Origin of the sequence: Corallococcus exercitus, from assembly GCF_042231735.1 — a bacterium.
In the GTDB taxonomy this organism is placed as follows: domain Bacteria; phylum Myxococcota; class Myxococcia; order Myxococcales; family Myxococcaceae; genus Corallococcus; species Corallococcus exercitus_B.
The window spans coordinates 9,167,016-9,192,400 of record NZ_CP102577.1 but is presented as its reverse complement, the minus strand read 5'-3'; the positions used below and the strand labels follow the sequence as shown (position 1 = coordinate 9,192,400).

The 25,385-nt window shown below is 69.0% G+C and carries 11 protein-coding genes; 7 read left to right on the top strand and 4 right to left on the bottom strand.

What is annotated here, in order from left to right:
* Window positions 1-255 precede the first annotated feature (255 nt).
* Both NR792_RS37035 and NR792_RS37030 read left to right on the top strand, forming a co-directional pair.
* The gene (locus tag NR792_RS37035) at window positions 256-1,995 is read left to right on the top strand and encodes a DUF262 domain-containing protein (RefSeq protein WP_375757420.1); all 1,740 of its coding nucleotides are present in this window, start codon (window positions 256-258) and stop codon (window positions 1,993-1,995) included.
* A complete protein-coding gene (locus tag NR792_RS37030; protein WP_375757419.1) occupies window positions 1,992-4,268 on the top strand; it encodes a DUF262 domain-containing protein in 2,277 nt (758 codons plus the stop codon). The genes NR792_RS37035 and NR792_RS37030 overlap by 4 nt, the downstream gene beginning before the upstream one ends.
* A 1,829-nt stretch (window positions 4,269-6,097) precedes the next feature.
* On the opposite strand, the gene NR792_RS37025 is transcribed toward NR792_RS37030, so the two are convergent.
* The gene (locus NR792_RS37025) at window positions 6,098-6,595 is read right to left on the bottom strand and encodes a DUF3732 domain-containing protein (RefSeq protein ID WP_375761753.1); all 498 of its coding nucleotides are present in this window, start codon (window positions 6,593-6,595) and stop codon (window positions 6,098-6,100) included.
* Window positions 6,596-6,741: 146 nt separating this feature from the next.
* Here NR792_RS37025 and NR792_RS37020 point away from each other — a divergent pair, with 146 nt between their 5' ends.
* The 5 genes from NR792_RS37020 to NR792_RS37000 all read left to right on the top strand — a co-directional run bounded on the left by NR792_RS37020 (window position 6,742) and on the right by NR792_RS37000 (window position 18,324).
* Complete coding sequence (locus NR792_RS37020) at window positions 6,742-7,293, top strand: hypothetical protein (protein ID WP_375757418.1); 552 nt, start codon at window positions 6,742-6,744, stop codon at window positions 7,291-7,293.
* A 111-nt stretch (window positions 7,294-7,404) separates the two neighbouring features.
* Window positions 7,405-9,231: an ATP-binding protein gene (locus NR792_RS37015; protein ID WP_375757417.1), complete on the top strand. Its 1,827-nt coding sequence runs from the start codon at window positions 7,405-7,407 to the stop codon at window positions 9,229-9,231.
* Between the two features lie 179 nt (window positions 9,232-9,410).
* Window positions 9,411-15,581 (top strand): DEAD/DEAH box helicase, encoded by a 6,171-nt coding sequence (locus NR792_RS37010; protein ID WP_375757416.1) that lies wholly within the window; start codon window positions 9,411-9,413, stop codon window positions 15,579-15,581.
* Window positions 15,581-17,317 (top strand): NERD domain-containing protein, encoded by a 1,737-nt coding sequence (locus tag NR792_RS37005; RefSeq protein ID WP_375757415.1) that lies wholly within the window; start codon window positions 15,581-15,583, stop codon window positions 17,315-17,317. Before NR792_RS37010 ends, NR792_RS37005 begins: the two co-directional genes overlap by 1 nt.
* Complete coding sequence (locus NR792_RS37000; RefSeq protein ID WP_375757414.1) at window positions 17,314-18,324, top strand: hypothetical protein; 1,011 nt, start codon at window positions 17,314-17,316, stop codon at window positions 18,322-18,324. The genes NR792_RS37005 and NR792_RS37000 overlap by 4 nt, the downstream gene beginning before the upstream one ends.
* Here NR792_RS37000 and NR792_RS36995 read toward each other — a convergent pair.
* Genes NR792_RS36995 through NR792_RS36985 form a run of 3 tightly spaced genes read right to left on the bottom strand, consistent with a single transcriptional unit; the run spans window position 18,317 to window position 25,370 of the window.
* A complete protein-coding gene (locus NR792_RS36995) occupies window positions 18,317-21,388 on the bottom strand; it encodes an SNF2-related protein (RefSeq protein WP_375757413.1) in 3,072 nt (1,023 codons plus the stop codon). The two genes, NR792_RS37000 and NR792_RS36995, sit on opposite strands and share 8 nt — an antisense overlap.
* Entirely contained in the window at window positions 21,385-24,387 is a 3,003-nt protein-coding gene (locus NR792_RS36990; protein ID WP_375757412.1) for a hypothetical protein, read from the bottom strand. Before NR792_RS36990 ends, NR792_RS36995 begins: the two co-directional genes overlap by 4 nt.
* Entirely contained in the window at window positions 24,384-25,370 is a 987-nt protein-coding gene (locus NR792_RS36985) for a hypothetical protein (RefSeq protein ID WP_375757411.1), read from the bottom strand. The genes NR792_RS36990 and NR792_RS36985 overlap by 4 nt, the downstream gene beginning before the upstream one ends.
* Between the last annotated feature and the right edge of the window lie 15 nt (window positions 25,371-25,385).

Genomic DNA, 25,385 nt, shown 5'->3' with positions numbered 1-25,385 from the left:
CGGCTGCCCGAGACAGGTGGAGTTCCCCAGCGAATCCTGGCGCTCGCCGTGAGCAGATCTTGGGGCCCCCCCCGCCCTTTTTCGACCGTTCCCCGATCGCGAGCGTCGGGAACACGAGGAGCGGTGCGATCGTGTGCATCCGAGCGCGCGCCCCCTTCGGCACAACTCCCCCCTGGTATCGTTCGCGAGCGATAAGGCAACACGGCAACAACACAGACTTCGGCTCAGGCCGGCTCCTCGAGAGGGGTATCTGAAGTGGCTGACGAAACGACGGACGGCGCGCTCCTCGAACTGAAGCTGGTTGGCGACATCGCGGGCTCGTTCCGCGTGGCCCGGTACCAGCGTGGCTATCGCTGGGGGAAGCTCGAGGTGGAACGCCTCCTCAACGACATATGGGAGAGCAAGGGTGAGCCCTACAGCCTCCAGCCGGTCGTCGTGAAGCGTGACGGTGAGTACGTGTGGGAACTCGTCGACGGCCAGCAGCGCCTGACGACGCTGTACCTGATCTTCGTCTACATGCAGCGCGCGGGCCTCAAGAACGTCGGGCCGCAGTACTCCATCACCTACGACACGAGGGCGAAGAGCAGAGACTACCTTCAAGAGCTGGACCCTTTGCTCGCCGACAGCAACATCGACTTCTTCCATCTGCACGCGGCGTACGCCTGCATCCAGGCGTGGTTCGAGCAGAAGGGTCCGACGCCGATCAAGCGGCAGGAGGTCGCCGACGACGTCTTTCGCTACCTATGCAAGAGCGTGCGCGTCATCTGGTATGAAGCGCCGAAGGGACTCGACTCGACGACGCTCTTCACACGCCTGAACGTGGGGAGAATTCCGCTCACCGACGCTGAGCTGTTCAAGGCGCTCTTGCTCTCGCGCAGTCGTGGCGGCACCGGCGTGACGGACAGGACCCACGAGATCGCCGCGCAATGGGACAGCATCGAGCGCGATCTCCAGCATCCCGATGTCTGGGCGTTCGTCGCAGATGATGCGGCCTCGGACAGTCCAACGCGGATCACGCTGCTCCTCGACACGCTCGCTGGGGGACCTCGCGGTCGCGCACGTCCGAGGTTCCACACCTTCGACATTCTGCGAGAGAAGGTCGAGCAGAGCACCTCGGAGGCGGTCTGGAACCAAGTCGTCCAGCTCCATGCGCTCGTTCTCGGCTGGTACGAGAACCGGGACCACTATCACAAGATCGGGTATCTCGTGGCGGTCGGACAGCGCTTCAGCGACCTCGTCGCGCTCGCGACCGGCAAGGCGAAGAGCGAGTTCGGTGCCATCCTCGACGGTCGGATTCGCGAGACCCTCGACCTCACGCCCTCCGGCGTGACGGCGCTCAGCTACGAGTCCGACGCGCAGAGGTGCGCGCGCCTCCTCCTCTTGATGAACGTCGAGACGGTGCGGCGGATGAAGGACTCGGCCGAGCGCTACTCGTTCCGCATCCATCGGAGCCAGGCGTGGTCGCTCGAGCACGTTCACGCGCAGCACGCGGAGAGACTCACGAAGGCCGAGCAGTGGAAGGAATGGCTGCGACTTCATCGAGACGCGCTTGCGGACCTTCCGTCGATCGATGACGCCCATCGCGCAGAACTGCTCCGCCGGATCGACGGCGTTGGCGACAAGCTCGATCGCCAAGTGTTCCAAGTGCTCGCGCGCGACGTAGCCGCAGCGTTCACGCTCGCGGACACGTCGGCCGCGGCGGCAGCCCACTCGATGCACTCAGTGTCGAACCTCGCGCTCCTCGCGAGCGGCCACAACAGCGCACTGAGCAACGCGGTGTTTGAGGTCAAACGCCGGCGCATCCTGGAACTCGATCGGCAGGGTGCGTACATCCCCGTCTGCACGCGCCAAGTCTTCCTCAAGTACTACACGGACGCCAACGCGCAGCAGGTCCACTTCTGGAGCACGCAGGACCGCGAAGCCTACTTGGCCGCGATCCTCTCGTCCGATGGCGGTGTGGGCGTCTACCTCAAGCCCGAGGTACCAGTGTCATGAAGAGCTACGTCACGTCATACAACGGCCTGTTCGCTCGACGCGCGGCGGACGCACCCGTCGTGGAGCGCATCGAGATTCCGATCATCCAGCGAGACTTCGCGCAGGGGCGAGACAGCTACGCGGTCGCGCGCATTCGCGCCAACTTCCTCGACGTCTTGCACGACGCACTGACCACCGTGAGCCCCATCAGCCTCGACTTCGTCTACGGCGACGTCGAGAGCGGAACGCTCCGCCCTCTCGATGGTCAGCAGCGCCTCACCACCCTGTTCCTGCTGCACTGGTACCTCGCATGGCGCGCGGACCGACTCGATCAAGAGCAGGGCTGGAAGCGGTTCGAGTACGCCACGCGTCCAAGTGCGCGACGCTTCTGCGCGTGCCTCGTCGAGTCGAAGCCGCCCTCCGATGCGAAGCTGCGCGCGTGGTTTGAGGACCAGCACTGGTTCCTGCACACGTGGCAGCACGACCCGTCGATCCAGTCGATGCTCGTGATGATTGAGGCGATCCACGCGCGCTTCGCTGACGCCGACTGCGCTGCGGCGTGGGAGCGGCTCGTCAACTCGAAGGAGCCCGCGATCTCGTTCCATCTCCTGCCGATCGAGCAGATGGGCCTGAGCGAGGATCTTTACATCAAGATGAACTCGCGCGGGAAACCGCTCACGCCGTTCGAGAACTTCAAGGCGCGGTTCGAACAGGTTTTGGAGCACTCCTGCCCCGACCGCGTCGAGGAGTTCGCGCAGAAGGTCGACGGCGCGTGGGCCGACCTGCTGTGGCCGTTCCGAGGAAGCGACGACGTCGTCGACGACGAGTTCCTGCGGTATTTCCAGTTCGTCACCGACGTCTGCGTGTGGCACGACGGCGAGCAGCCATCGGGCGACGTGGAGACGCTCGCAGAGCGCGTGTACGGCCCGAGCAACAAGAAGGCCGCGACGCACCTGGACTTTCTCATCCGCTCCTTCGACACCTGGGTCGATGTGAACACTGATACGGTGTTCTCCGAGACGTTCGCTCTGACGCCCGCCCGGCTCGACTCCGATGACACGAGCAAGGTGGTCCTCTTCGGCATGCAGGGCAGTACGGTCAACCTGTTCGCCGAGTGCTGCCGGGGTCAGGAGCGGCGGAGCTGGCCGCGCACCCTCATCCTATACGCGGTCCTGCTTCACCGGCTGCACAACACAGGGGCTTTTCCGCGCAGGCTTCGGATGCTGCGAAACCTGATCGAGGCGTCGAGCAACGAACTCCGTGCTGAGAGGATGCCGGCCCTGCTCGCGGACGTGCGCCGACTCATCGTCGAGGGGGCGATCGAAGGCGTCTCGAGCTTCAACCAGGCGCAGGTCGCCGAGGAGCAGGTGAAGGTCGAGTTCTTGAGCAAGGCGCCCGCTCTCGAGCGGCATCTCTTCCACCTTGAGGATCATCCGCTTCTACACGGCTGCTTGGCCGCCTTCGAGTTCGATGCCTCGGTCTTCGAGCGTCGGGCACGAGCGTTCCACGATCTCTTCGCAACCCCGAGCTTGCTGCCCGTCCTCACCGGAGCTTTGCTCGCTGCGGGCGACTACTCTCAGCGCATCAACCACCGCTTCCTGCAGCTCGGCTCGGGCTCCGAGATGTCGCTATGGCGCGAAAAGATCCTGACTGGCTCCAGTCGAGCGCGCCTTGCCGATATGCGCGGTGCTCTAGGTCGCCTCCTCGACGCCGTGGCCGAGCGCGAAGCTGATGTGCGTTCGACGCTCAAGTCCTTCACGACCGAGTGGCTCGAAAGCCAGGAGCACGCGAACGGCTTGGACTGGCGCTGGTACTTCGTGCGCTACCCAGAAATGCGCGCGGGCCGCTCTGGCATCTACGCCAGCCCAACCAGCGTGCTCGGTTACAGCGTGTGCATGCTCGATAAGACGGCGATGAGCAGTTACTACCGCGACCCATACCTCTCTGCGATTCGGCAGCAGAGCGGCGTCGCGGAAACGGCCGTCGAAGGAGCGGTCGCGCAGCACTGGGGTGGTGGTCCCTGGTTCACTGGCTACGAGACGGAGGCGCGCTGGATGCGTCTCCGCTCCAGCGGCGCAGGGATGCAGTGCGTACAGGATGGGCTCCAGCTACGTGCTCCCGAGGCTCCAACCCACGCAGAAGCTTTCTCGCGCGTCTGCGAAACCCACGGGCTCGGGCCCGATCTTCGCCTCAAGATCCCCCAGGTCGAGAGCGGCGGGCGCCAGCTCGACACGAGGGACCGGGTGGAACTCGGCGCCGCGCTTCTGCGCGATCTGGTGGACGCAGGACTGTAGCGCTCGCCGTGTCGAGCGCTGTTGGAAATAAGAGGGGCCTTGCTGCACAAGGGCCTGAGGACGCGCTGCAGGCGTACTAGGCGCACTCCCTACCAAGCCCACACAGCGGGCGCCCAGGAGTTGAGCCGTGCCCCCGTCCGTGGTCGCTGGTGGGCGAGGCGCTGGAGGGCGGCGAGGACGGCCGCCCGGGAGGGCTGGCAGCACAGCACCAGCCCTCCCTGAGTCCGCGGCTACGGCCGCGTGAGGTAGGCGGCGGCGAGCTGCAGCAGCACGGAGCCGCCGGTGAGGGTCCAGTACAGCAGTGCCTTCTTCGTTTCCGGGTCCATGTCGTGGCTTCCTTTCGGCGAGCCAGGGCGGGTGGGATGCTCGCGCCCTGTGGGGCGTGCTGTGGCTCGCCCCACAGAGCTGTTCCGAGCTCCGCGTCCCCGAGGGATGGCCCCAGGCGCAGGATGCGGTTTACGGGCGACGGGCCCCGAGGCTACGAGAATCTGCCGAATACGGGCGCCGCGCTCCGGGGCCACAAGATCCAGGCCCGCACGGCGGGCTCGCTGACCCTTCTCCCGTAGGGTCAGACTCATCCCCTGAGTGCCCGGGCAGTTGGTCCGCACCTTCTCCGGGATATGTCCGACACGGGAACCGAGGCACTTCAGGAGTTGCTGGAGCGGGTGAAGGCGACCCCCAAGGGTGTGGGAGACGCAGACTTGGGGCTGCATGCGGCCGCGCTGGCGGAACTGGAGTCCCTGGAGAGGGGGCGGAGGCCGCGAGCTGCGCCACCACGGCCGCCCAGCCCGGGCCGAAGCCCGGGGAGTCCCCGGCCGTCTGGCCGCTCGTCATCGCGGACGTGGAGGGGGACATGGGGACGGCGCCAGAGTGGCGCCCCCAAGCAGGAGCGCAGGAGGCGAGCGTGGAGCCCCAGACAGCGGCCAGCAAGGAGACGCTGAAGGAGAGGACGCCGCAAGTGCCCTTTCGCGGAGTTGTTGAGGAGGACGTTCGACTTCGACGTGTTCGCCTGCGTGAGGTGTGGAGGCAGGCGGCGGGTGCGTGCCGTTCATCGGCCGGGTCCGACTTCCCCTGAGGCGGCGAGCCGCAACCTGAAGTTCTGACCGGCCGCCCAGTCCCGAGCCGCTCCCAACCACTCGGGACAGGTGAAGCCCCCGGCGCTCGCCGTGGGCAAATCTTGGGCAACTCCGCCGCCCATTTTCGACCGCTTCAACACCCTCTCCAGAGGAAGAATGGAGGCCCCGAGGCCCTCTCACGGACTGTTAATCACCATGTCCGTGGTTCGAGTCCACGTCGGGGAGCCATTCCTTCCTCCTTGCGAACTTCGCAGCGAGGCGCAGTTAACGGAGCCCCCAAGGCACATGCCTCGGGGGCTTCGTCTTTTCTCCCCTGATTTCCCGAGGGTTTGCGCGTCGGCGAGCGTCGCGTGCGCCGGGACGGTGTTCGCGAAGAGAGCGCCAAGGACGTGAAGACGGGCGCGTCGAGGGCGCGCGGGACGGCGTTCGCGCTCTCTTCTCGTGCCCACGGGGAGAGAGAAGCCGAGACGCGGTTAACAGCCGACCCTCGGTCCCCGGGACGGCGACCGGGCGATCAACAGTCCCACGCGGGGTGGGATTGTTGATCATCGGGGCGTTGTCCCGCGCGAGTGCCACCAGGGCGCCCACATTGGCGCGTGGCGCGGCGATCGCGGTGGTCCGGGGCGTCGGCGCGGTCGCGGGCAACGGCGCGCACGTGGGCGCGTTCTGCGGGGCGGGCGTGGGACTGTTGAACGCCGGGGCGGCGTCCCGCGTGGCCGTGCGGTGCTCGAACCGTGCAGACCGTGCAACGGTTCACGAAGTGCCGTTGGGCAGCCACGCCTTGGGCACGAGCGCCTTCCCGTCGCGCCACTCGTCCACGATGTGGACGTCGACGTCACCCCACACCTCTTTGCTGGCGTGGTCGAGCACGAGAATCTGGAGGCCGGCGTTCTCCTTCGTCGCTGCCGCGAGCGTGACGAAGACCTTGCGGACAGCCACCACGTCCTCGTCGCCGAGCGTCGGGTCGTCGCCCTCCTTCGCGTCCTTCGCGAGCGTGCGCGGGAAGTAGACCTGGCTCGGCTGGTCGAGCACCAGCAGGCTCGGTACGGGGTTGTCCTTCTGGCTGAGGAACAGTTCGTGGAGGCCGATCATCGAGGCGACGTGGTACGAGAGCCAGTTCGCGCCGCTTTCGACCTCCCACAGGAAGTCGGCAGACTGACGCTGCTCGCTCCCGCGAAGGTCGGCGGCTTGGCCCGTGGCGGCGGTGAAGCGACGATCTCGGTTATCGGATCCGCATGTGGCGGTGTATATATCGGAGAACGGCAGGCGAGGTCCTCGCCCTCACCGGGCTCCAAAAAATGGGGCCTACAGGCAAAGGTCGAAGATCGTGCCACGGGAGAGCCTCTCTGCTGTCGCTGACGAATAGTCGTCAGCGGAGGAACGCATGAGAGGCTTACATGTCCACGACTCGACCTTTCGCGCGCGGAGCGTCCGCGCTCGATCTCGCTGCCAATTCCAACGCCGAAGCCTGCGCCGTCGCCGCGTGGGAACCTGACATCATCCGCTGCTCGAAGAGCGCCGCGCGACTTCGGGGCCTCGCGGCGACGCACCCGCTGGTGGAAGACGCGGCGCAGGACGCCCGCATCAAAGTCACGCTCATGGCCCGCAGGGGCGTCTCGGGCGAGCACTACGTCCGGTCGGCCATCTCGAACAGCGTCCAGAACTCCGCTCGGCAGACGCTGGTCGCGGCGAACGAGGTGCCCCCCGAGGGGATCGACCACCTCGCCGAGGAGGCGCGTGATCGGGACCTGTTCGCCGAGGCGCAGGTCCGCGCGTGGATCGCGCGGCAGCCGGAGCAGCTCCGGGTCGTGTACGACCTCCTCTACCGCGAGGAGGTGAGCCAGCGCGAGGCTGCGGAGCGCCTCGGTGTGAGCCAGCCCCGCGTCGCCAAACTGCACGGCGAGCTGATCGCGCGTGGCCGCGACGAGCTGCGCGCGCTGGCCGCCTGAAGGACTCCTCACTCCGTGACGCGCCGCTGGGCCGAGGCGCGTCACGGTCAACCAACGGCCCTCCAAGGCGGCTCCAAAGAACGGGGCTGTCGCAACAAAAGGAGCAGAGAGATGACCCAGTTGACCATGATGACCACTGAGACCACCGAGCGCCAGCGCGCGTACGTCGAGGAGCAGAAGACGAAGGGGCACGGCCTCGGCGTCGTCTTCGCTGACGCCTTCCTCCGCGGCATGCGCGACATCGGGTACAAGAACCCCGCGTGGGCGCTCGCGGAGCAGCTCGACAATGCCGTACAGGCCTCCGCGAAGACGATCTCGGTGCGGTTCGGCTTCGACAAGAAGAACAAGGGCCAGGCGAAGCCGGACCAGCTCGCGCTGATCGACGACGGCAACGGGATGATCCCCGAGATGCTGGGCTACGCCGTGCGCTGGGGCGGCACGGACCGCGAGGGCGACCGGAACGGCTTCGGCCGGTACGGCTACGGGCTCCCCAGCTCTGCGGTGAGCATGGCCAAGCGCTACACGGTCTACTCGAAGACCGCCGGGAGCGACTGGCACTCGGTGACGGTCGACATCGACGAGCTCGCGAAGGCCGCGAACGACATCAAGCTGACCGAGCAGCTCCTCGCCGCCGTCCCCGCCAAGCTCCCCAAGTGGCTGCTCGACGCCGAGGACCAGATCGACCTCAAGAAGCTCGCCTCCGGGACCGTCGTCGTGCTCGAGGACCTCGATCGTCTGCGAACCCTGAACGGCTGGATCATGGTGAAGACGCTGGAGACGAAGCTGCTCCAGCACTTCGGTGTCATCTACCGGCACTGGCTTGGTGACCACCGAGTGTTCGTCAACGGCACCCGCGCGCTTCCCGTCGATCCGCTGTTCCTCATGGAGCACGGGCGGTTCTTCGACGAGACGCCGGTCCGCGCGGTCCGCGTGGAGGCGCGCTCGTTCGAGATGAAGACGTCGCGTGGCACCACCGGGACCGTGACGATCCGCGCCGCGCTCCTCCCGCCGAACTTCCAGAACAAGGACCCGAACGCGCCTGGAGGCCCGAACAATAGCAACAGCCGCTTCAACGTCATGAAGGAGTACAACGGCCTCCTCGTGTGCCGGGAGCGGCGCCAGATCGACTGTGTCCCCCCTCACTGGACGACGTTCCAGAACTACGACCGGAACGTGAAGATCGAGATCGACTTCGACCCGGAGCTGGACGAGTACTTTGGCATCACGACGGCGAAGCAGCAGATCGTCATCGCCGACGAGATGTGGGAGAAGCTCCAGCACAGCGGGCGCGGCGGCGGCGACCTCATCGGGCTCGTCGAGGACCTGCGCAAGCGCCTGAAGGAGATGCGCAACGTCATCGAGGCCGAGACCAACTCGAAGACCGGCAAGGACGAGCCGCGCGCCAGCGCGCTCGCGATGACGGAGACCGAGAAGTTCAAGGGGGCGATCAGCGCGCCGACGCCTGAGCAGCACGAGGAGGCCGAGCGCAACCTCGAGCGTGAGGCGAAGGAGCGCGCGGAGACGAGCGGGAAGCCGCAGCAGGAGGTCGTCGCGGAGTTGCGCGCCGAGACGGCGAAGCGGCGCTGGGAGGTGGAGTTCGCGGCGATCCCGGAGGGGCCCTTCTACCGGCCGAAGCGGCTCGGCGAGCAGAAGCGCATCATCCTCAACACGGACCATCCGTTCTTCGCCAAGGTCTACAACCTGGCGCCGGAGGCGAAGGGCGCCCTCGAGGTGCTGCTCCTCGTCCTCGCGGAGCGTGAGCTCGAGGCGTCGGGCGACGCGGAGATCTTCTACAAGTCCGAGCGGCAGAAGTGGTCCGAGCGCCTGCGCCACGCGCTCGACGTCCTGACGACGGACCAGGCGCTGAAGGACCGCGCCGCCGCGATGGCCGAGGCGATGTACGCGGACAACGGGGCGACGGCGCCGGCCGCCGACTGAGGCGGTGGTGTCCCGCGCCGAGGGGACGGGATCGGCCGTCCCCTCGGGCGCGTTCTCCATCATCTCCGCTCTGCTCTTGACATCGCCAGTGTTAGCGTCGTTCGCTCGAAGTGATCGATCAGCGCGAGGAAGACGTGGCGATGATGATCGGAATTCAACGCAGAATCTGAAGGGTTACCGTGTACGAAGAGCTCCAGAACTACGCAGCCGCGCTGCGCACCTACATCACGTCGACGTACCACATCTCGAACCCGGCCCTCGTCGAGCTCCGGGACGAGCTGCTGGAGCGTGAGGGCGCGATCGCGCAGCGGCCGTACATCGAAAGCACTGCGCGCTACGCCGCCACGCGCCGGTACGCGAACCTCTCCATCCCGCCGTCGGTGAAGGATCTCCTGACGACGCTCGGCCAGCGCGGCGTCGTCTTCGACCCGCCCTACGACCACCAGGCGAGCGCGCTGGAGCTTGGGCTCGCGGCGGAGTACCGCGACATCGTCGTCACCACGGGGACGGGCTCCGGCAAGACGGAGACGTTCCTCCTGCCCATCCTCGGCCGCCTCGCCGCCGAGGCATCGGCCAGCCCGTCGACGTTCTCGACGCGCGCGATCCGCGCGCTGCTGCTCTACCCGATGAACGCGCTGGTCAACGACCAGCTCGGGCGCCTGCGCGTGCTCTTCGGCGGCAACGACGTCGCGCGGTGGTTCACCGACCACGGCGGTCGCCCCATGAAATTCGCGCGGTACACGGGGCGCTCGCTCTATCCGGGGCGGCGGAAGGAGGACACGTCGAAGCACTGGGCCCGCCTGAAGGGGCCGCTCGAGTTCTTCACGAAGCTCGAAGACCGCGCCACCTCAGACCCCAGCGTGCGCGCGCTCATCGCGGACCTCCGGGCACGAGGCAAGTGGCCCGCCAAGCCGTCGTCGAGCCCGACCCGCGAGGACGGCGTCACCCGGTGGCTCGGCACGGGCAAGTGGAAGAACCGAGACGACGAGTGGAGCCGAACCGTCGAGCGGCCCGAGGACCCCGAGCTATTCCTCCGCCACGAGGCACAGGAGGGCGTCCCCGACCTGCTGGTCACGAACTACTCGATGCTCGAGTACATGCTCTTGCGTCCGATCGAGCGCGACATCTTCCGCGAGACGGCGGACTACTACGCCGCGCACCGTGACCAGCGCCTGATCCTCATCCTGGACGAGGCGCACCTCTATCGCGGCGCGCAGGGGACCGAGGTGGCGATGCTCATCCGCCGCCTGCGTAACCGGCTCCAACTCCCGCTCAGCCAGCTGCAGGTGATCTGCACCAGCGCGTCGTTCTCCAATCCCGAGGCCGCCAAGCGCTTCGCCGCCGACCTCGCGGGGAAGCCGGTCGCTGGGTTCGAGGTCCTCACCGGCGACAAGCGCGCCGCGAAGCCGTCGGGGGCTGGCGACGACAAGGTCGCCCAGGCGCTCGCCGGGGTCGATCTACACCGCATCCACGAGGGCGACCTCGCCGCGCGCTTCGCCGCCGCGCTGCCCGTGCTCCGCCTCGTGGACACGGGCGCGTCGGTCGGCGCGCTCACGGCTGCGGCGGCAGGCGTGACCGACGCCGATCCGGTGGCGCGCGCGCTCTACGCGGCGCTCAGCAAGCTCCCTGTCACCGGGCGGCTCGTGAACCTCACGAGCGGCGCGCGTGCCGAGGACGACCAAGAGCGTGACGCTGTCGGCGTCGGCCCGGCGCAGGACGCGGCCAAGCTGGGCGCTCGCTTGTTCCCGGACGTCACCCCTGCCATCGCTCGCGTCGCCACCAACAGCCTCGTCGAGCTGGCGTCGCTGGCGAAGGAGGGCAACGGCAAGGCGCCGCTGCTCGCGGCGCGCGCGCACGCCTTCTTCCGTGGGCTGCCAGGACTGTGGGCGTGCTCCGACCCGAACTGCACGTGCGTCTCGAGCGACCTGCGGGACCGCTGGACGGACCGCCTGCCGCCCGCCGGCGCGCTCTACGCGCAGCCCCGGCGCACCTGCGAGTGCGGCGCGCGCGTGTTCGAGGTGCACACCTGTCGCTCGTGCGGCTCGGCCTACTTCAAGGCCTTCTCCTTCGACCCGGACTCGCCGGACTACCTCTGGGCGGAGGACGTCGGCGAGGTGGACGACGTCGACGGCGTCGTCCAGCCGGTGTTCCTCGCGCTCGAGGAGCCGCCCCCTGGGTCGGGCGCGCGCCTCGACTACCTCGATCCCGTGTCCGGGCGCGTCGGCTCGCGGAGCGAGGCGGCGCGAGAGATCTGGCTACCGCCCGTCGGGCAGAAGGACACGCCGCCCGGCAAGTTCCAGAGCTGCCCACGCTGCGGCGCGCGCGGCGAAGCCATCATGGACCATGTGACGAAGGGCGATGAGCCCTTCCAGGAGCTTGTGTCCTCGCAGCTGCTGGAGCAGCCGCCGCGCCCGGAGGTGGAGACCCCGCTCAAGGGGCGCAAGGCGCTCATCTTCTCCGACGGCCGCCAGGCCGCGTCGCGGCTCGCGGGCAAGCTCCAGCAGTACTCGATGCGCGACGCCGTGCGCCCGCTCATGCTCGACGGGCTCGCGGAGTTGGAGCGGCGCTTCGGTGCGCCCGTCGCGCTTGAGCACGCCTACGCGGCGCTCCTCACGGGGTGCGTTATCCGTGGGATCACCCTCCGCCCCGCGCAGGCGCCGCACTTCGACGAAGACCTCCAGCTGTTCCGCGAACTGCTGAGCAGCAGCCCGCCGCTGACCGAGCGAGCGTTCCTCTCGCGGTCGGCGGAGCTGAACACGCACCGCACCAACAAGGCCCTGATGCTCGCGGTGTACCCGGTGCTGAAGGACGCGCACACGGGGCTGAGCGCGCTGGCGCTCGGGAGCGTCCAGGCGCTCCTCGACGACACGGACCTCGCGGCGCTCCACAGGCTGCCCGCGCCGCTCGAGCCCTCGACGTTGACTGAAGACGAACGTCGGCTCGCGCTGCTCGACCTCTGGCTCAACGACGCCGTCCTCAGCCACGCGGTGTTCCTCCCGACGACCCCGAGCGATTGGCTCGACTCGCCGGCCGGCGCCAAGCTCAACCGCACGAAGGCCACGTTCCCGGGGTTCGTGAAGGACCTCGTCGGGACCACGTGGTTCAACGCGAACCTGAAGGGGAGCGCCACCAGCCCGACGCCGTGGGGCACGTTCCTCCGCAGGACGTTCGGCGCGAGCGAGACCGCCAACGGGTTCATCCTGCGCGCGGCGAAGCTGCGCGTCGTCACCGCCGGGATCCAGTGGCGGCGGTGCGACACCTGCACGACGGCGCAGCCCCTCAACGCGCTGGCCGGCACGCAATGCCGGATGCGGCTCGGGCAGCGGGAGTGCGGCGGGACCACCCGCCCGCTCGACCCCACGGCCGACCCGGTGTTCCGCTCGCGCAAGGGCCACTTCCGCAGGCATACCGAGCGGCTGGTGGCGGAGCCTGGCTACGCGCCACACCCGTACGTCGCCGCTGAGCACTCCGCCGCGCTCAACGACAGTGGCAACAGCGCAGCGGTGGCGCGGACCGAGTGGCACGAACTGCGCTTCCAGGACCTCGACGTCGAGGGCCCTGAGGGGCGCAAGGACGGCCCGATCGACGTGCTCTCTTGCACGACGACGATGGAGGTCGGCATCGACATCGGCAGCCTCACCGCCGTCGCGCTGAGGAACGTCCCGCCGGGGCGCGCGAACTACCAGCAGCGCGCTGGCCGCGCCGGTCGTCGAGGCTCCGCGCTCTCCACCGTCGTCACCTACTGTGGCGCCGACAGCCACGACCAAGAGTTCTACGCGAGTCCGGAGGCGATGGTCAGCGGGCCGGTCCCTGATCCGACGCTCAACCTCGACAACCTCGAGATCGTCCGTCGCCACTGCTTCGCGCTCGTGATGAGCATGTTCCAGATGGACGTCATCGCGGACCCGCACGACGACAGCGTCAGCGCCAACGTGTTCGAGAGCCTGGGGATGCTGCGTGACTTCCGCGGCGGCGACGTGTCGGCGTTCTCGTACGCCGGCCTGGAGCGCTGGCTCAACGAGAACGCGGCGTCGGTCCGAGACGCGCTCGCCGAGGTCGTCCCCGAGGACGTCGTCACCGTGGAGCCGGGGTTCGTAGACGCGGTCCCCGCGAGGCTGCTCGTGGCCCTGCGAGAGGTCGGCGCTGGGCCGGTGGAGGGCGCGGAGATCGAGGGCGCGCTCTCGCCTGCGGTGGACGAGCTGATCGCCGAGGGCGGCGGCGAAGAGGCGGCGACCGCGCGCGGCGGGCTCATGATGGACTGGGGCGACTCTATCGACTTCGACGCGGTCGGTGCCCCCTCTGCCAATGGAGTCGCGCCCGGCGCCGTTGATGCGGACCGCGCTGAGGAGGCACCGGAAGGTGGCCTCGATCCCGAGAAGCTGCTGGACCGGCTATTCGATCGTGGCGTGCTCCCCCGCTATGCGTTCCCCACCGACGTGGTGACCTTCCACGTGTTCGATAAGAACGCGAGCACCGATCGGAAGGCGGTCCTCAAGTACTCACCGCAGCTCGGGCTGAACCAGGCGCTGTCGAGCTACGCCCCTGGCCGTGAGGTCTGGGTCAACGGCGAGCGCCACTATTCGTTCGCGATTTGGACGCCGTTCAAGCGCCGGGAGTGCTGGCAGGCGTGGTTCGGGATGAAGGTGTACTTCGAGTGCGACCGGTGTGGCTACGCGCGCGTCGAGCAGCGCAGCGAGGAGCACTACGTCGGCAAGGTGCTAGATTGCCCTGCGTGCCGAACGCCCGCCTCGCTCGGGGTCGGCACGCGCTGGCTCCGCCCCCCTGGCTTCGCGCACCCCGTGGACATCGACGCTGAGCTCCCCCTCGAGGACAGCCCGACGCCGACGCGGCCGACGCACGCCAAGCTCAGCGCGCCCTTCACGGACAGCGGACCGCCCGCGAAGAACGGCAACGCTGCAAATGGCGCCGGGTATGAGGTGTGGACCGCGAAGCAGCGGCTCGTCCTTACGAACACCGGCTCCCATGATCGGATGAAGCCCGGCTTCCTCTACTGCCCGAAGTGCGGGCGTGCGGAGCCGAACGGCTGGAGCGCTGGCAGGTTCCAGTCGGGAGGTCACCCGAAACCGAACCCTGATCACAACCCGCACGGCCCGAGTTGCAACGGGACGCCGACAGTCATCGTGCTCGGGAACGAGTTCGAGACGGACATCGCGCTGTTCCGGTTCCACCTCGGCGGCGCGGTCACCATCGCGCCGGGCTCGACCGTCGCCAAGATCGTCCTCACGACGGTCGCGGAGGCGCTCGCCTCGGCGGCGGCGAAGGTCCTCGACATCGAGGAGTCAGACATCGGCGCCGAGTTCCGCGTGGCGATGACGAGCGGCGGGCGCACTGGCCATGACGTCGAGGTCTACCTCTACGATCTTACGCCGGGCGGCGCAGGGTTCGTGCGCGCGGCGGTCGAGGATCCCGGCCGCCTATTCGACACCGCGCTGCAGCGCCTCGAGTCCTGCGGCTGCACCCACTCCTGCTACGAGTGTCTGCGCAGCTACAAGAACAAGTGGGACCACAAGTACCTCGATCGCAAGCTCGGCGCCGCGTTCATCCGGCACGTCGTGCGGGGCGAGCAGCCGACGATCGCGGGCGACGACGAGGAGCGGCTGCTCCGCGCGCTGCGTGTTGACCTAGAGGAGGCCGGGCACGACGTCGTCGAGGTCGATGGCGGCATCCGCCTCCCTGGGCTCGCCGACCGCGTCGTCGTGCTCGGCCACCCCATGACGCACGGCGCGGCGGGCTCCGCGCGAGGGCGTGCGCTCGTCGCGCAGAGCGCGCAGCACGTCGTCGTCGATCAGCTGCTCGTCGATCGCGCCCTCCCTGCCGCCGTGAAGGCCGCGACGGGCGCGCTGGTGGCGGAGCACGGAGGGTTCCGCCTGCCGTCGTTCCTCACGCCGGCGGGCAGCGGCTGCTCCGTCTACGACCCGACGACCCTCAGCCTGTCGACGCCGCCGACCCCGCTGGCGACCGTGGCGATCCCGGGCGCGCCCGCTGGGGCGTTCGTCGTGAAGCTCTCACACCCGACGCTCGAGCGGATGGGCAAGGGCGAACTCGGGAAGGACGCGTGGGTGGTGTTCACGCCGACGGGAGAGGCTGACTTCGCGCAGGGGAAGGACAAGACCCCACGGCTCCTCGTGACCAAGGAGGGGGCGTTCAACGCGACGAAGGAGCGCTGGACCTTCGGTCTGCCCTCTCTGCGCGTCGACAAGGTGCACATCCTGTACTTCTCCTACGTCGCGCCGCGCTCGGAGACCCCACGTCTGGACCAGGTGACGGTGGTCGGGCGCGCGTACGGGGTCTTCGTGAACGGTCAGCTCCAGCCGCTTGGAGGCGTCTGATGGCGCGGATGTACCCTGACGTCTCGCCGAACGAGCTCGAGCACACCTCCGAGGAGCCGGTGTACGTCGCGTTGCGTGACCAGCTCGGCGACGACTACGCGGTGCTGCACTCCTACCCGTGGCTGCGGCCTTGGCGCGGTGACGCGCTCCTTGAGGGCGAGGCGGACTTCGTCGTCGTCCACCCGCAGCGTGGGATCTTGGTGCTCGAGGTGAAGGGCGGCGAGACGATCCGACACGACGGGCGGCGCTGGTTCCGCGAGACGACGAGCGGCGCGAAGGAGTTCCAAGACCCGTTCGTCCAGGCGCGTCGGAACATGCACGCGCTGCTTGACATCGTCCGCGAGCGCTCCGGTCGGCGCCTCAGCAAAGACGACATGGCGCATGGTTACGCGGTCGTGTTCCCCCACCTCGACTATGAGGGCTCGCCGCCTCCCCACGCCGACAAGGCGATCATCATCTCGCGCAAGCACCTCCCGATGATGGCGCAGGCGATCGAGTCCGCGTACAAGGCGTGGACGGACTCGCCGAACGCAGCGAAGCCCCTCGGGCACGAGCAGCACCGCATGCTGTTGCACGACTGCCTGATGCCGAAGTTCCGAGTGTTCCGCCCCGTGGGGCCCGATCTCTCGAAGGCCGCCGAGCGCCTCCTCGAGCTCACCGAGACGCAGGCGCAGGTGTTCGAGGGGCTGTACGTCCAAGACCGCGTGCTCGTCGAGGGCGTCGCCGGATCAGGGAAGACGTTCCTCGCGCTCCACCGCGCGCTGGCGTTCGCGCGCGAGGGCAAGCGCACTCTCTTCGTCTGTTACAACAAGGAACTGGCCGCCTGGCTGCGCGCACACGTCGACGAAGATCCGTCGACCACTTCCTTCCGTGACCTCCTCACGGTCAAGCACTTCCACTCGCTCGCCGCTGACCTCGCGAAGGAGGCCGAGATCGAGTTCCGGCCACAGGCGGGCGGCCCACTGACCGACGCGTTCTGGAACGACGAGGTCCCCGACCTCATGGAGCAGGCCGTCCTCAGCCTGGGCGGCGCGGCCCAGTACGACGCCATCGTCGTCGACGAGGCGCAGGATTTCTGTCTCGGCTGGTGGTACGCGCTGACGAACTCCATCCTGACGAGGCCCGATGGGCCGCTCTACGCCTTCTTGGATCCGAACCAGTCGCTCCGTGGCGAGGTGCAGTGGCCGGAGATCGAGTTTGCCGCGCGGTTCAAGCTCACGATGAACTGCCGGAACACGCAGCGGATCGCGGCCGCGAGCGCCTCGGTCCTCTCGCTCACCCCGCACATCTTCAAGCGCGCCCCCGTCGGTGGCGCGCTGCGCGTGCTCCGCGCGGGCTCGGACCGCCAACAGAAGGGGCTCGTGCTGCAGGAGCTGTGCTCGCTGCTTCAGCGCGAGGGCGTGACGCCCCAGCAGATCGCCGTCATCGGCCCCGCCGCCAAGGACAAGGGGAGCCTCGCCGACGTGAACGAGCTCGACGGCGTACCGCTCGTGACGTCCACGCTCGCGTGGCGCGCGGGCGGCGGCGTGCTCGTCACGACGGCCCGCTCGTTCAAGGGCCTCGAGGCCGAGGTGGTCGTCCTCTACGACCTCGGTGGTTTTGGCCAGCTCTTCAAACGCGAGGACCTCTACGTGTCATGCACGCGCGCGAAGGCGCTGCTCGTCGCGATCGTGCATGGTGACCAGTGTAGAGAGGTCATCGCCGCAGCGCAGGCGGCATCGGAGGCGACGCGATGACGATCGAGACCCTCACGCGGGCGCAGCTCGCGAGCGACCTCGGCTACACCGACGTCGAGGGCAAGCCGAGCGAGCGGGCGATCGCGCAGTTCATGCGGGACGCATTGGGCCGCTGGGGCCTGTGCCCGAAGCGCGCGCTGCTCAAGCACGCCAGGGACCAGCTCCGGGCGGGCGACGTCCAGACGGACACCGTCCCCCGGGTGTTTGAGCGGCTCGTGGCGCTCGGTGAGTGCGCAGAGGTTGGAGTGGGCCACGAGGCCTACGTCGCGCCCGCTGAGCCTCGCTGGGTGGCCTCCGGCGGAGGGCTCGCCGTGCTGCTCGGGCCGATCGCGGCGCCGGGCGAGACGCCCCGGCTCGCGTCGCTCGATCCCACCGACGTGGCGGTCCGCGTCCACGTGGAGGGAGAGGAGCACGCCGCGACGCTTGAAGCGCGCGGGGCGCGGCAGGTGTCGCTGGAGGAGTGGCTCCACCCCCTCGCGTACCTGCACCACGCCGCGCGGCGATCGGGTGAAGCAGCGCGTGGCGACCAGCTCGGGCTCGCGACCTTCTGGGAGCGCCTCGTTGACGCCGTCAGTGCGGACGGCCTCCAGATCGACCCGGACGCCGAGGTCCGCGCGGTGGTCGGTGAGCCGGGTGGCTTCTTCGGGAGACACACCGCCGCGACGATCGAGGGGCGCTGGCGAGATGACCTCCCCGACGGCGTGTGGTGCGCGTACCGCCGGGGGCACGGTGACGGCCACTGGCTCCCATCGCTCATCTCGGTGGACGGCGAGGACCGGCGAGCGCTCGACCTCTTCAACGGTGATGAGTGGCGGTGGGCGCTCCTCGCGCGGTCGCGGGCCGTTGGCCCCGAAGAGATCGTTCGGCGCGATGGTGAAGAGGTCCACGTGACGTGGCCGCTCCCCGCGCAGCTCCGCGCGGCGATGGACATCGCTGGCGTCCCCACCGGCGTCTGGCGTTGGCGCCTCGCCGCTGACGCGCCGGACCTCTGGGCTCTGCTCAGGTAGCGGCGCGCTTCGCGCGGATCGCCGCGACGATCCGCTCACGCGGGCGCAGCGTGATGACCGCCTCCTCACAGGCTCGGAGCCACGCCTCTCGTCGCTGCCAGTAGACCTCGGTCATCGTCGCGACGTCGAGCGCGGCGTCGCGGTTGTGCTCCTCGCGCGTGATCTGCGCGCGGTTACCTCTCTCCTCCGCGTCGACCAGCGCCGCCTCGGCGCGCTCGACCTCCCGCTTCGCCAGGTCCATCGCGTCTCGCGCCTCTTCAGCGACGACGACCAGGCGCGCGCGCAGCTCGGCGGCGAACACCAGCCGTTGGCCACTCCACACGTCGCCGCCGCCTCGATCGGAGGCGCGCAGCTGCTCGAGTTCCGGCCTGATCGTCGAGTCGACCTGCGCGATGGACTCGGCCCGAGGGAGCCCCTCGCGCTTGTGGGCCATCGGGTTCACCAGCGCCGCGACGCCGTCCTCGGAGACGTCCTGCCATCCGCGCGCTGTCTTCGACCGCGCGGAGAGTGAGGTCGTCGCCATCAGCGTCGCGCGGAGCCACCGGGCGTCCGCCTCAAGGGCGCACCTCGCAGCTCTCGAGAACGGCGCCACCAGCTTCGTCAGCTGCTCGGTCGGCGACCTGGTCACCGCCCCCGTTACGTCACGCTCAAGCTCCTCCAGCGTCCGCTGCGACGAGAGCGCGTCAGCGGGGTCGAGCACGCTGAGCCTCAGCAGAAACCAGCCAGGCTCCGCGTGGTCCCACAGCTCGTGATCGCTGAAGTAGGTCACGTCCACCGCCTGCTGCGTCGCTGGAGGCTGGCCCCAGCTGTCGACGAGTTCATCGTGGAGGGCATCGCCGAAGTTCACGAAGTGGAGGGGCCGTCGGACGCTGTCGTGCTCAAGCTCCAGCGAGACCTCACGACGCGGGGGGCTCCCGATGTCTCCCCGGCGCGTGATGAACGCGTGTGCGTACTTGGGGCTCCGCTCGTGCGAGGGGTCGGCGCCGAACGTGAACACCACCTTCGACGTTACAGGCTTCTGTCCATACATCCCGCGCTCGCCGAAGCGATACCAGAGCGTGCGGAACTTCTTGCCCGTCTCGGGGTCGGTGTTCCAGCGCAGGTGGTACTCGCCTGCCTTCTCGAGCAGCCGGAACATGGGCTCGATCGCCCGGTCCCACGCTTTTGGCCCGAGCGCCGAGTGCTCGGGGAGGTCGCCGATCACCGGCGCGATCGGAGGCAGCTTGTCCAGCTGCTCGCGCTGCGCGGTCGCCCAACGGATGTTCCACGGGAGGTGTGGCCGCAGGGCGGAGCTGAGCTCTTGGACGGCGTCCTCCGCCGCCATCGACGCCGTGCGCTCCTCCAGCCTACTCCAGCTCACGGCGTCGGGGCGCAGCGCCGCGTCCTCAATCGCTTGCGCGACCTCCCCGAGGTGCGCGCCGTCGAGGTTCACGCTGCGCTCGAAGGCGTGGAATCGTTGGAGCACGGTCACGACCTTCTCATCGACGAGGCCTCGCTGCGCGATCGTGTAGACGTCGATGGTCTGCGCGGCTCCCTCATTCGAGAACGCCGCGACGTTGCCGATGCGGTCGAGGCGGCCGATCCACTGCTCGACCTCCTCCGGTCGCCACGGGACGCTGTAGAGCACCAGCACGCGGGCGCACTGGAGGTTCAGCCCCACCTGCGCAGCCTCGGGCGCGAACAGCACCTGCGCGTCGCCACGCTGGAATGCCTCCAAGTTCTCGCTCGTCTCGTTGCCGTAGCCGCCGAGGTCCTCGACGGCGTCCGTCTCCATGCCCTGGCGCACTCGCGCCGCGACGAGCGGGACGCGGGCGCCGATGGGGCCGATCTCGGGGAGCCGCGCCTGCACGAGCGCGAAGAGGTAGTCGACCGTGAGGTTGTCTTGCGCCGCGACGAGCACGCGCTCTCCGGGGGAGCGACTCCAGATCGCCGCGAGCAGGTCGACGAGCGCGTCGGCACGCGAGTCCCCCTTGCTCTTGTGGACGAGCGACTTCACCTGCTCGAGCAGCCCATCTCGCTCATGCCCCTTGCGTCGGAAGAAGTCGACGCGCTGCTCGAGCGACGGCGGGCTCAGCACAACGCGCTTCGCGAGCAGCACGGGATCAAACCGGGTGCTGAGGTCGTCAAGGTGCGTGAAATACCTCCACATCAGCGCCTGCCGATCGACCTCCGCGCCCAGCGGCTCGACGACGACCGGGCAGTGCTGTCGGCGCGGGATCACACCGCTGTAGTCGACGCGGCGGGTGCGGATCACCCGGCGATAGGCGCAGAGCGCCATCGCGGTCGCCGACAGCGAGTCCTGCTCCGCCGCAGAAGCCGCCGCGCGGTCCCGCGCGAGGAGCGCGTCGACGACCCGCTGCGCGGCCGACTCGGGCCACTTCGAAAGGTCGTCACCAGCCACGAGGTCACCCGCTTTGTCGGCGATGTCCCAGCGCGCGCGCGCCGCACGCTCAGGCTCCAAGAGCGCGAAGAGTTGGGCATGCCGCTCCGGGCGCTGGAACGACGGCGTCGCGGTCAGCACGAGCAAGTGCTCGAACTCGCCGGCCACCCGGACGATGCGGTCCTGGAGATCCGCGCGCAGCCGGTGCAGCTCGTCGATGATGAGCACCTGGTAGCGCGTCGGATCGATGTCCGAGAGCGCCAGCTTGGGCTCTCCGGCGGCGTCCTTCTGTCGGAGCAGATCCTCCCACGCGAGCCGGACGTACTGGCCTTCGCCGGGCGTGCTCTTTTCATGCGGTGCCGTGTGCGCGCGGGTCAGCAGCTCGTCGCGCCACTGAGGGACAAGCCTGTCGGGGACGACAACCAGCGCGCGGAGGTCTCGGCGCTGGCGGCGCAGCGCGTTCAAGATCATGAGCGCCTGGACCGTCTTGCCGAGACCGACCTCATCGGCGAGGAGGTGACGCACACGGACGTCCGTCAGCACGCGGAGGACGTTCGCCACCTGGTGCGTATAGATGAAACCGGCCACCCCGACCGCAGGCGCGAGGGGCGTCCGAACCTCCTCAGCTTGCCGCCGGAGGGCCTGCAGGTGCAGGCAGAGATCGACATACGGGTTCCGGCTCATGCGCTCCCCCATCGCGCCTCACGCGCCCTCAGCGCGAGGTAGCGCGTCGCGCGCGCGACAGCTCGCTCGGCCACGAGGGTGTCGAGCGCGGCGCGCCAGTCGAGCGACAGCGCGACCTCCGGCGCGACCCAGAGCGCGTAGCTCGCCTTCAAGACGTCGCGCGGCGGCGCGTCCCCGGCGAACGACTTGCGTGCAGCCTTCGCCCACTTGAACAGCTCGTCGGCAACGTCGTCCGCTGACATCACGCCGACGTCCAGCGCCATGAGGCGCGCGGCGCTGCTCGACGGAAAGAGCATCGCGGCGAGCGCGCGTAGCTCGATGCGCTCGCGGACGCGCGAGAACGCGTTGTCCCACCGGTCCGGGCTCTCGCCAGGGTCCGCACCCTCCAGATCGTCCGCGATGTCCTCCTGGCCTCGCGCGCGGTGCTGCTTCGAGAGTTCCTCGTACGCCTTGGCGCACGCGCGATCGAGCTCCTCGTAGTCGCTGTCATCGAGCTCCGATGGCGGCCCGACGCGGACCCAGAGCGCGGGGAGTGAGCGCCGGATCTCGGCCACCGCGAGCCTCCGCATCTGCGCGTCTTGCTCGTCCGTAAGCACGACGTACTCATCACGTCCGAGCGCCAGCTCCTGACAGACCTGCTCGAGGATGCCCCACGCGCTTCGGCGCGGGATCGTCCCCTCTGCCTGCGTCCACTCGGGGCCACAGCACACCTCGGTCATCCACTCCTCGATGCGCGCAGTCACCTGCCCGCGATGAATCTCGCCGATCACGCTCCGCGTCTCGGCGAGGGTCCACCGCAGGTACGCCTCGGTGAGGTCTTCGAGCCCGACGCCCGCGCGGGTCCCGCGGCGTCGTCGTTCGAGCCTCGGCTTGCTCGCGCCGGCGATGGCGAGATCGCGCAGCTGCGCTCGTCGCGGGGCGACGCAGAGGGTGGTGAAGGGCGCGGCCGCCGTGAAGTCCAGCTGGTCGAGCCCGATCGGCGCGAGCAGGTACGTCCCGCTCCCAGCGGCGCCTTCCACCGGCGCGCGCACGGGGTCATCGGCGCTGACGACGCCGAAGCGGAGCGGTCCACCTTCGCTCAAGAGCTTGGGCGCACCTCCCGACTCCCACCAGCAAGGACGGACGACACGCTCGAGTTCCCAGGCGGCGCTGGCGATGTGGCCAACACGCGCGCGCAACGTGGCGGACTCGGCGCCAGAGACGTGGTCTCGCACGTCCTCGCTCAAGAGGGCCGTCATTACAGGGTGCTCGGCGGAGACCGGCTGCGGGACAGGGCCGAGCGGGCCCGTCGCGCTGAACACGCGCCCGGTCGACTCGAGGTCCACAGTCAGCGGGAGCCCGTCGATCGGCGCGGCGCTGTCGACCACGAAGCTGAGGCGTCCGCCCAAGAGCGCCTGGACGGTCCGCTCCTCGGAGCGCAGCTCCACGCGGATGGGCGCGTTCGGAGGAGGCGGCGCGCCGACGCCTCTGAACGCGTACTCGCGCGTGTCCGTCTCGCTCGAGACGCGGGCCCGGTGCTCGCCCGGCTCGACGGTTACACGCACGATCTGCGTCGCGCGCGCCTCGGCTCGCTGTCCGTTGAGATCGACGACGAGCGCCGCGTCGCCGGTGAGGCGCTGGGGGACGAGCACGCGGTTGTCCCCAGCGACGAAGGTCGGGACATCACCCCCGCGCCCGAGCGACGGTGTCCCGGCGAACCGGACGGAGACTCCGAGCCGGACGTCGTAGCCGAGCTGCGCGAGGGCGCGGGCGCCATCGGCAGAGGCGGGATCCAACTCGAAGCACTGGAGCGGTCCTGCCTCGCCAACGGCCCGCGCGCCGCGCGGCGCGTCATCGTCCTCACCGAGCAGCGCCCAGTACTTCCGGTGGCCGGTGATGGTGTTGCCCAGCACCTGCCGCGCGACCTCGCCGTCCGTGCTGAGGGCGAAGAGGTGTGGCGGCGCCAACTCCAACTCGAAGCCATGAAGGACGGCGAGGTCTTGGGCGTCGAACTCTGCGGCCTCGAGATCGGTGAAGAGCGGCGTGTCCTTGTCGGGAACGGCGGTGAGCTTCAGGGAGAAGGGGAGGCCCGACAGCAGCTGGTCGCTCGGGACACGCGCGGTCGCGCCCCAGAGCTGCGGCGCGAACCGCCGACGCCGCAGCGAGCGCCGGAGCCGCTCTGCGGTCTCCCCGTCCAGCACGGGGAAGCGCGCCTCCAGCAGCAGCACCTCGTTCGCGAGCCGCAGCTGCAGCTCTCCCTTGGTCCGAGTGACAGCGGGGAGTTGAAACGCGCCACCCGCCTTCGCGCGTGCCGCTCGCTGGATGCTCCTCGCCACCGCGACGCCACGACGAGCGAGGTCGTCGGCCTCGAGGTCTCGCGAGAGGCGGGCGACGATCTCCGCACTGAACTCCACCCTCTCGTGCCGCAGGAGGCTCCGCGTGAGCGAGACGACCACGCCGACGTCCTCGAGGAGGGTCGCGAACCTCGCGGTGGGGAGCGACGCAGCGATGCGGATCGCGCGATACAGGGTGGCCTCGTCCGCGTCAGCGACGCTGACGCGGAGGTTGGCGAGCGTCGCCGCGAGCGGCCGGTGGAACTCGAGCGGCAGGAGCGCGTGCGCGATCGGCCACGCGATCAGGTGGAACGCCTCCGCCCACGCGGTCGTCGGCGGGCGCGCTCCTCGGAAGCGCGCGGCCGCGCGGACGAACAACTCCTTGATGCGCGTGCGTCCCAGCGGGGAGACCTCGACGCCAAGCTCCTCTTCGAGGAGTGGCCAGAAATCGGTCCCGGAGCCACGGTACCGGTAGCCGACCTCCGTCGCCGCGACGAGCAGCGGGAGGTCATTGGTGTCCCACCAGCCGCTCTCGAACGGGTGGGTCTGCACGCGCCTCCGCACACCCGCGCGCAGCTCGTCGAGGTCGACCGCGTCGAGCCCATGTTCCACGAAGAACACGGCCCCTTGTCGTGAGTCTCGCAGCGCGCTGAAGCGGTCGGAGAGGCGACGCTGGAGGTCGTTCAATGGGCACCACCAGCGTCTGCGGTGGCGCGAGCGCCGGCGTTGAGGGTGCAGTTCGCGGCCAGCGCGCGCGGACAGGCCCTACAGGAGGCAGGAGCTTGGCGGCTGCAGTCCGCCGCGCTCTCACGGCGGTTGCTCTCGCTCATGAACATGTAGAGCGCCTGCTGGACGATGCGCGGGTTGTACCGGCGCACGCCGGGGTGCAGTTCGTCGAGGTGGACGCGGGCCGCGAGCGCTTGGACGAAGGCTCTGCGGGCGCGGTAGGTCATGGGGCCTTCGTACCCGATCGCCTTCAGGAACAGATCGACGTTGCTGTCGATGACGACGAAGTGGTCGGTGTCGACGCCGTCCGCCCACGGCGCCAACTCGCCGGAGAGGTCGCGGTTCGTGACGGCCGAAAGGTACATCGCGGCGATCTTTTCACTGATGCGCCACGACCTTGAGAGCGCCTCCTCGAGCGCCAGAGCGCGCTCGTGCGGATCGGAGGAGATCTCCCAGATGCGCGCGCGCAGGCTGGACAAATCCGAGACGTCGTGCGCACGGAGCGTGAGCGCCGCCGACGTCGGTACCTTGCCGAAGTGCCCGTACCGCTTGAGCAGCTCGGTGTGCCGCTTCAGGTGACACGCGGTCTTCGGGCGCTGGCCGCAGATGCCACGTTTCGTGTCCGGGCACTTCCCGAGGTCACATCGATCGAGGAGCGCATCGAGCGACCGCGCGTGCTCGCAGCCGCCGTCCGCGAGGGCGAGCAGCCGCTCCGCGTCGATCATCTCGTGGGCGTCGTCGCGCGCGATGCCGCGCAGCACCCTCATGATCTGGGCGTCCGAGCGGCGCTGAAACATGGTCATCGTGACCAGCATTCCGAACAGCGCCTCCGGGGCGCCCGCCGCCAGCCCCCCGCGATCGACGGCGAAGTGCCCAACGCGGTCTCGTCGGCAGAACATCTCGGGGACGCCGACGTCGTCCTCCGTCCGGTAGTACGAGCGCATGTACCACGCGGTGAC